The organism is Corynebacterium sp. HMSC077G07, assembly GCF_001809225.1.
Lineage (GTDB): Bacteria > Actinomycetota > Actinomycetes > Mycobacteriales > Mycobacteriaceae > Corynebacterium > Corynebacterium jeikeium_D.
The window spans coordinates 67,607-75,476 of sequence record NZ_KV796515.1; the positions used below are offsets into that span (position 1 = coordinate 67,607).

General features: G+C 59.9%; 7 protein-coding genes. 2 read left to right on the forward strand and 5 right to left on the reverse strand.

Annotated elements, in window-relative coordinates:
• Window positions 1-60: 60 nt before the first annotated feature.
• Window positions 61-1,659, forward strand: a complete 1,599-nt coding sequence (locus HMPREF2562_RS00295) for a vWA domain-containing protein (RefSeq protein WP_070549317.1) — start codon at window positions 61-63, stop codon at window positions 1,657-1,659.
• A 162-nt stretch (window positions 1,660-1,821) separates the two neighbouring features.
• Here HMPREF2562_RS00295 and HMPREF2562_RS00300 read toward each other — a convergent pair whose 3' ends face one another.
• The 5 genes from HMPREF2562_RS00300 to secA2 all read right to left on the reverse strand — a co-directional run bounded on the left by HMPREF2562_RS00300 (window position 1,822) and on the right by secA2 (window position 7,131).
• A complete protein-coding gene (locus HMPREF2562_RS00300; protein ID WP_172620271.1) occupies window positions 1,822-2,325 on the reverse strand; it encodes a MerR family transcriptional regulator in 504 nt (167 codons plus the stop codon).
• A 388-nt stretch (window positions 2,326-2,713) separates the two neighbouring features.
• Entirely contained in the window at window positions 2,714-3,313 is a 600-nt protein-coding gene (locus tag HMPREF2562_RS00305) for a bifunctional nuclease family protein (protein ID WP_070549319.1), read from the reverse strand.
• A 45-nt stretch (window positions 3,314-3,358) separates the two neighbouring features.
• Window positions 3,359-4,117 (reverse strand): transcriptional regulator FtsR, encoded by a 759-nt coding sequence (locus HMPREF2562_RS00310; RefSeq protein WP_070549320.1) that lies wholly within the window; start codon window positions 4,115-4,117, stop codon window positions 3,359-3,361.
• A 70-nt stretch (window positions 4,118-4,187) separates the two neighbouring features.
• Window positions 4,188-4,613, reverse strand: coding sequence for an oxoglutarate dehydrogenase inhibitor Odhl (gene odhI, locus HMPREF2562_RS00315; protein ID WP_005511304.1), 426 nt, complete (start codon window positions 4,611-4,613; stop codon window positions 4,188-4,190).
• A 238-nt stretch (window positions 4,614-4,851) separates the two neighbouring features.
• The gene (gene secA2, locus HMPREF2562_RS00320; RefSeq protein ID WP_070549322.1) at window positions 4,852-7,131 is read right to left on the reverse strand and encodes an accessory Sec system translocase SecA2; all 2,280 of its coding nucleotides are present in this window, start codon (window positions 7,129-7,131) and stop codon (window positions 4,852-4,854) included.
• 190 nt (window positions 7,132-7,321) lie between these two features.
• On the opposite strand from secA2, the gene rraA reads away from it, so the two are divergent.
• Window positions 7,322-7,795: a ribonuclease E activity regulator RraA gene (gene rraA, locus HMPREF2562_RS00325; RefSeq protein ID WP_070549323.1), complete on the forward strand. Its 474-nt coding sequence runs from the start codon at window positions 7,322-7,324 to the stop codon at window positions 7,793-7,795.
• Window positions 7,796-7,870: the final 75 nt, after the last annotated feature.

Below are 7,870 nucleotides of genomic sequence, written 5' to 3' on the forward strand. Positions count from 1 at the left end.
CGAGGTCTGCTGCGAGTCGACAGTGCCGAGCACACTCAGCATAGAAAGGGCTAGAACGACATGGGACGACACGCCTCGGGTGAGAACAACTATCGAGTGGCTAAGGGGCCTTTTATTGCCGTCTTGGTCGTAATTGTTTTGGTCGCTGCGGTTTTTGCCTGGGTTAATCTGCGCAAGAGCAACGATTCGTCGATTGATGCTGACCGTGCACGGTGTACGAAGGGTGACCTGACGCTGGTGGTGACCGCTGATCCTGCTGCGGTGGGCTCGGCACAGAAACTTGTGCAGGACTATGGCGAGTCGAATCCCGTGGTGAGGGACTTCTGTGTGCGGCCACAGATTACGGTGGCGGGCTCGCAGGAGGTTGTGAACGCCCTGTCTGAGGCTGGCGGTGCTGAAGCTGGTGAGGGAGCTCCGGAGGACCCCGCTGCGGGTGAAGCCGGTACTGGAATTATGACTCCGGGAGTCTGGATTCCCGCCGATATCTCTTTTGTGGACCAGGCGAAGAACTCAGACAAGGTCAAGGTCAACAACCCCAAGACGTGGTTGCCGCCGATTGCCAGCGGCGTGGCCTTCACAACCAATCGTGCTGACCAGCTGAACAACGCCACCTGGGAAGAGCTTGCAGGATTGCGCGTGGCCGCCCCAGGTGGCTCCGATGCGGCACTGTCGGCCGTGATTAGTGCTCGACTTGGCGGTGGCCCGGACGTCGCTCGCGAACGCGCGGGCTTGGGTGAGGTCTACACCTCCAATACTCTGCTGACCATGCTCAGCCAGAACGTTGCCGACTTCGACGGTGTGGCCGCGACCCAGCCCATGCTGCAAATGGCCGGCGAAGGGCTGAAGCTGGTCTCCCCTGCGGATGCACCCCAGTTGCATGCGCCAGTTGTCACCTTTGGCTCCGGCGGCAAGATCGACGAGAACACGGCTCGCGCGGCCGAGGACTTCCGCAACTTCGCAGCAGATCACGGCGCCGACGGCGAAGCTGCTGAGAGCGCTTTCAGCCCTGAAGTAGCAGAGAACTTTGGGGTGCTCTCGCAGATTCAGACGGACTCTTTTGCGCTGCCACAAGCATTGGAGCAGCCGGACGCGCAACAGCCCGCAACTGCGGTGGGTTCGGCGCTCCTGCTCGCTGACACCTCCGAGGGCGTCGATGTTGGGGCACTGTCTGCGGCACTGACCGGCGCTATCGATGCGGCACCTGGCGGCCGATACGGTCTGTGGACATTCGCACCCGAGGTGAACCGCCTCGCGGAACTTCCCGCGCCCGATGACGAGGCCAACAACGGCGCGGACGCCGTAAAGGGGTCACTGGCCGAACTTCCGGCTGGTGGTGAGGCACAGTTCTGGCCAGCGCTTATCGATGCCTACCAGGCCGCCCGCGACACCTACTCCCCTGACAAGCCGAACCGTCTCGTCGTGCTCACCTCTGGTCGCAATGCCTCGGGCGCCGATGCCGCCGAGTCTGTCGAGAGGATTAAGGAACTCATTAGCCCGGACCGCCCGGTAACGATTGAGGTCATCGTGCTTCCCGACGGCGACAGCTCCAGCCCCGAGCTGCAGGAAGTGGCAAATATGACCACTGGCTCTCTGCGCATTGCGGCTGACTACGGCGATGGCCTGGCCTCTCAGTTGGCTGCGGCTATCGGTACGGAGTAAGTAGAAAAACCGCCTCCATCTGGTCCAACCTCGGGAGAGGTAAGACGGAACCAGTTGTGGAAGGCGGTTTTCGTTTAGTTTGTTTCGGCTATTTGAACGGAGGCCATAGCAGCGACGCCGCTGTCCAGCCGTATCGTTGGCGGTTACCGTATCTGTTGGCGGTTAGGAGATGCGGCGGCGACGACGCTCAGCCAGCTCGTCGATGCCAGTACCTGGGTTCTCCTGAGTACCGTCAATACGCTCGGACGGGAAGGAGGCGATGGTGCCAGTCAGTTCCTTCATAATGCCCGGGACAGCAATGCCGAACACTCCCTGGCCACCGTTGAGCAGGTCGATGACCTCTTCATTGGAGCGGCACTGGTAGACGGTGCGACCGTCGGAAACCAGCGTGATGGTAGCCAGGTCATCGACGCCGAGGTCGCGCAGGCGATCGACAGCCAGACGGATATTCTGCAGGGAAATACCGGTGTCCAGCAGACCGCGAACAATCTTCAAAACGAGGATGTCGCGGAAGGAGTACAGACGCTGGGTACCCGAGCCCTTAGCGGTACGGATAGAAGGCTCCACCAGCTTGGTGCGTGCCCAGTAGTCCAGCTGGCGGTAAGAAATGCCCGCTACCTGACATGCGATAGGAACGCGGTAGCCAACCTGCTCGTCCGGTCCCATGTCGAACAGGGATTCCTGAACCGCGCGCGGCTCTTGCGAGTCCGACGCACGGAGCTCATTGTCGCCAAAGAGCGAACCGCTGTTGTCGTCGACCATATAAATTCTCCCGAGGTAGTTTCACTGCCGTTATTTATCTTTCGCCAAGGTTAATCGGCTGTCAATACATCACAGGACGACACGCCGAATCTCTAAACCTAAAGTTAAGGTTTAGAGTTTGGAGTCACAGTTTCCCCAGCTCAAGCACGACCCGGGAGCAAAACCGCAGGACGGGATGAAACTATAACTTACGAAAAGTTACCCCTTTTATGGGGTCATTCAGCGACACGCCGGAGGAAATAAGCGTCACAACTACCTCAAAAGTAACCGGTTATTCACTCCAGTCACACGTTTAACGGTCGCCATCGGAAGCTGAATCGGCGCCACCGTCGGCTTCACCATCAGACTTCTTGTCCGCCGCATCACCATGCGGCTCGGCGAAGTAGTCAGCATCAATGCTGTCGAGGAATTCCGCAAACTCCGACACCGATGCCTCGACGGAGTCGGTCTCCGACTCGTCGGCAAGCGAACCGCCATTGGTTGCGACGAGACGCGCCGCTACCGACGTGGCGTCGAACACATCACGCGCGACATACAGCGGAACCTCAAGCTCGCTAGCGATAAGGATGAGGTCGGAGGGCCGCATATCAATCTCTGCGCCACCTTCGAGCACCAGGCTGGCGATGAAAACGCCCTCGTGCACGCCCGTAATCTGGCCGCGCAGGGCGCTCTGCCCCACCATGTCCAGCGTATCGACGAAGACCTCATGCATGCCTGGGCGACGCTGCGTAGCGCCGGTCTCACGGGCGGAGTACTCCGTCGCCGTCGCCAAATCAATCCAAATCGGGATAATCCGATTGGTCTCTTCGGCATGCAGGAGCAGCACTGGATCGTCCTCAGGAGGATGCGCCATCCAGTCTAGAAACTTGACTTCTACGAGTTTTTCGTCCATAACAGCGATAATTGTAGCGAGCCGCTATTTACGCGGGACTACCGACTACTTCCCCAGGTCCTTGTTGACCTGGCGCTTGACCAAAGTGCCGTGCAGCGTGACCATCAGCGCAGTCATCTCACGGCCCATCTCCACAGCCTTCTGCTTGCCGCTAGCCGCACGCGACTTACTCAGCGGACTAGCAGCGAGCGACACCAAATCTGCCTCACGGGCCGCAGCGGTACGCACAGTTTTGAGGTGGCGGGCATCCAGGCCAAACTCAGCCAGCTTGACCGCCGTCTCAGTGATGAGCAGGTCATCGCCATCGAACATGTTCAGCGTGTCCAGAGTAATCAGGCCGACTCGAACCAGTTCAGTGATGAACTTCTCGCTAGCGCCGGTGCGCTCTGCCAGCTCCGCCTGCGTCAGCGAGACCACTGCGGCTTCGCGGAACTGATCCGCCGTCACCAGCGGAGTGACCGATGCCAGCCCGTCGCCGCCAGCGTTGCCCGCATCAATTTCGTCGAGCTGCTCTTTAATAACCTTCAGCGGCAAGTAGTTATCGCGCTGAACTGTGAGAATGTAGCGCAGGCGGTCAATGTCCGCCTGGCTGTAGCGACGATATCCCGAGGAGCTACGCGACGGGCACAGCAGCCCCTCCGACTCGAGAAAACGAATCTTGGACAGCGTTACATCAGGGAACTCAACCTTGACTTCCTTCAGCACAGCACCGATGGTCTTCTTCTTGCCCACCGAGCGTGCTTGCTTCGCAGTGCTTTCCGACGAAGTCGGCTGCGAAACTGCTGATTTGCGTACTGCTGCCACTGGTCTTTTCCGAGCCTTTACAAAAATAAGGGGTTAATGCCGACAGGCGTCGACATTAACCGATGTCGAATTAGTTACCGATCAGGAAGACGAGGCGGAACTTACCGACCTGAACCTCGTCACCATTAGCCAGAACCGCGGAGTTCTTCGGCTCGCGGTTAACGTAGGTACCGTTCAGCGATCCCACGTCGACGACCTCGTAGGAGTCACCGTTCTTGCGGAACTCTGCGTGACGACGGGAAACAGTCACATCATCGAGGAAGATGTCGCTGTCCGGGTGACGACCAGCGGTGGTGACTGCCTGATCGAGCAGGAAACGCGAACCTGCGTTTGGCCCCCGCTTGACAACCAAGAGTGCCGAGCCCGCCGGAAGTCCTTCAACACCGGAGACCGTGGAGTCCGTGTTAGAGCTGGACTCCATTTCCTTCAGCAAATCTGCACGGAAGACCGAGGTGGTCTCGACCGATGCCTCTGGCTGGCCGCTATTGCTAGTCATATCTTTCCCTCCGGGATAACCTTGGGCGATTTACTCGTTACTTTTTAGATAATAGCGCCCCAACCGCTTTCGTGTTGTTATCTAATCCCAACCATGTTGTGACGCAGCTCACCAGCAGGGTATGTACAACATGATTGATATGCGTAAATACCGACATCTGAGAGCTTTCTCTGTGGGTGTACCTAGGCCGGTCACCTGAGAAATATTTTCAAATTGTTACCAAACCTGTGGTTACGGCTTACCTAAACATCGCTGCAATTGAGCCGACGACCGAGCCGCCACCATTGCTCAATGGGTTGTCGTTGACCATGTACGTCCACGTCGAGCTCGGGCGAGCAAGACCCGTGTCCTCTAGATGTGCGCCTTCGCTGTCGATTTCGACCTCTTGGAAGGTCTGCACCGACTCGGTAACGGCATTGTTCACCAGGCTCTTAAAGGCGCCGATGGCGGCGCGGTGGAACTCATCAATGGGGCTTTCCTTAGCCAGCGCGCGCAGGTGAATCGACTCCCGAAGGTCATCCAGATCCGCCAGGTGGTCTGACCATCCGCGATCCAGGTGGCTCAGCATGATTTCCCGGGCAGCATCCTCGGCGACATCGCGCCCGGCTGCGGCTTCGACTTCCCTCGCCCGCGCCGATGCCAACTTGGACAGTTCTTCCCAGGCAGCATTAGTAGTCAGCAGTTTCTCCCTGCGCTCATCCAGAATCTCGCGCTGGTCACCGATGAGCTTGTTGTACTTCCATGTCGTCGCATGAATCGACAGCATGGTCGCCTCTGTCACTCGCTGTGCGCGGTCGATGAACTGATAGGCCCTCTTATCCCGGACGCGGCCATCGTCCTCGGGAAGCACGCTCAGCGTCTCGCCAGCAGCGCCCTCGGAAATCACCGGATCATCCAGGGAGACAAAGAACACCGACGAGCCCGGATCGCCCTGGCGCCCGGCGCGGCCACGCAGCTGATTGTCCAGTCGGTCAGTGCGGTGCTTCCCCAGGCCAATGACGCATAGTCCACCGCGCTCAACGACCGCATCGCGGTTGGATTCATCTGCCCCGCCGAGACGGATGTCGGTTCCTCGCCCGGCCATCTGAGTGGACACCGTGACACGGCCAATATCGCCAGCATTGGCGATGACCTGGGCCTCCAGCTCGTCATTTTTCGCGTTCAGCACCGAGGATTCGATGCCGCGCAGGACCAGCGCATCGGCTAGTCGTTCCGATTCCGCCACGTCACGGGTGCCTACGAGTATTGGTCGACCAGTGCCGTTGAGTTCCACGACCTCGTCGACAAGCGCGGCGAACGCGTCGTCGGTGGTGGCGTAGATGCGGTCGGGCTCGTCGTCACGAATGCATGGGACGTTGGGTTCGATGACGGAGACGTGAAGTCCGTAGAACTCGCGGAACTGGTCTCCTGCGGAGGTGGCGGTGCCGGTCATGCCGCAGGTGATGTCATAGCGGCCGACGAGTTGCTGGATGGTCATGGAGTCGAGGATGCGACCGCCCTCAGAGACCTGCAGGCCCTCCTTGGCTTCTACCGCCGCCTGTAGACCGTCCGGCCAGCGCTGCAGTTCCGCCACGCGTCCCTTCGAAGCGTCGATGAGCTGGACCTTGCCGTCGCGCACGATGTAGTCGACATCGCGCTGCAGCAGCTCGTGGGCGTGCAGTGCAACGTTGACCTGAACCAGAGTGGTGCCGACGTGCTCGGCGTCGTACAGTGAGCCGATGCCAAGCAGCCGTTCGACGCGTGCGGCGCCGGTATCGGTGAGGAAGACGTTGCGACGACCTTCGTCGACGGTGTAGTCGTCGCCGAGCTGCAGGCGGCGCACCACGTCGGTAATCTGTCCGGTCGGTGCGGTGCCCGGCTCATTGCCGGCAAGCACAAGCGGGACCAGCGCTTCATCCACCAACACGGAGTCGGCCTCGTCGATGATCGCGACATCAGCGGGCGACTGCACGCGGTCTTCGATGGTCGGCGCGCAGCGGTCGCGCAGAACGTCGAAGCCGAGTTCGTTGACGGCGGCGTAGACGATGTCTGCCGCATATGCTTTACGACGCTCCCCCGGTCCCTCCTGCGGCGAAATAGCCGACACCGAGAGCCCTAGGAACCCGAACAGCGGTTGCATCCACTGCGCGTCGCGGCCTGCGAGGTAGTCGTTGACGGTCACCGAATGCACGCGGTGGCCGCGCAGCGCGAAACCGGCTGCAGCCAGGGCGCCGGAGAGAGTCTTGCCCTCACCGGTGGCCATCTGGACAACGTCTCCCTCCATGAGCGCCAGTGCGCCCTGCAGCTGCACATCAAAGGGGCGCATGGACAGGGTGCGCTGGGAAACTTCGCGGAGCGCGGCTAAAAGCTCCGGTGCGTCGGTGGCGTGTTGGCGGGTGAAGTCGGCGAGGTCAGCGTCGGAAAGCGCCTGTACCTGTGGCTCGAGCTCAGCGGCACGCGCCACCAGCCCTACGCTGCGTTTTTGGTTGCGCCCTTGCTTGCCGCTAAGAGCCTTCCAAAACCAATTAAACCCAGCCATCTTCTACCCTTCCTGCGCACGTGTGGTTGTCGGCGCGTTCTGACTCACCAGAGTAATCAATCTGGACCGCCCTTCGGAGCACCAATCGCTGCCGGCGAATTTGCACCATATGTCTTTAGTCACATCTTGAGTTTGAAACAATGGGTTTAACACTTGATGCGAGCAATTTTCGGAAGGACTTGAATCCCCTATGGCAATCGAATTCATCCCCACCGCTGACCTGGTTGACGAGATCGGCCCGGACGTGCGTTCCTGCGATACCCAGATGCGCAACCTCGGCGGTCGCGTGGAGTTCTGCGGCAAGATCTCCACGGTCAAGTGCTTCCAGGACAACGCGCTGCTGAAGAAGGTCCTCTCCGAGCCGTCTGAGGGCGGTGTGCTCGTCATCGACGGTGGCGCTTCTGTTCACACGGCGCTGGTCGGTGACGTTATTGCGGGGCTCGGCAAGGACAATGGCTGGGCTGGTGTGGTCGTCAACGGCGCGATCCGCGACTCCAAGCTGATTGGCGAGATGGACTTCGGCTGCAAGGCGCTTGGCACCAACCCGCGCAAGTCCACCAAAACCGGCGAGGGCGAGCGCGACGTCGTTGTCTCCTTCGGCGGCATTGACTTCGTTCCGGGCGAGACGCTCTACGCTGACTCCGACGGTATTGTCGTGCGCTAGTAGCATCGCGCGCTAGACGGCAGACAAAACCGTAAAGCAATAGCGGGTTAAGTAGCAAAAAGTGTGTCCGCTCGG

What these genes read in the sequence shown, in the direction of transcription:
- HMPREF2562_RS00295 (WP_070549317.1), top strand. Translation starts at nt 61, where the DNA reads ATGGGACGACACGCCTCGGGTGAGAACAACTATCGAGTGGCTAAGGGG.
- HMPREF2562_RS00300 (WP_172620271.1), bottom strand. Translation starts at nt 2,325, where the DNA reads ATGGGACCGGACGAGCAGGTTGGCTACCGCGTTCCTATCGCATGTCAG.
- HMPREF2562_RS00305 (WP_070549319.1), bottom strand. Translation starts at nt 3,313, where the DNA reads ATGGACGAAAAACTCGTAGAAGTCAAGTTTCTAGACTGGATGGCGCAT.
- odhI (WP_005511304.1), bottom strand. Translation starts at nt 4,613, where the DNA reads ATGACTAGCAATAGCGGCCAGCCAGAGGCATCGGTCGAGACCACCTCG.
- secA2 (WP_070549322.1), bottom strand. Translation starts at nt 7,131, where the DNA reads ATGGCTGGGTTTAATTGGTTTTGGAAGGCTCTTAGCGGCAAGCAAGGG.
- rraA (WP_070549323.1), top strand. Translation starts at nt 7,322, where the DNA reads ATGGCAATCGAATTCATCCCCACCGCTGACCTGGTTGACGAGATCGGC.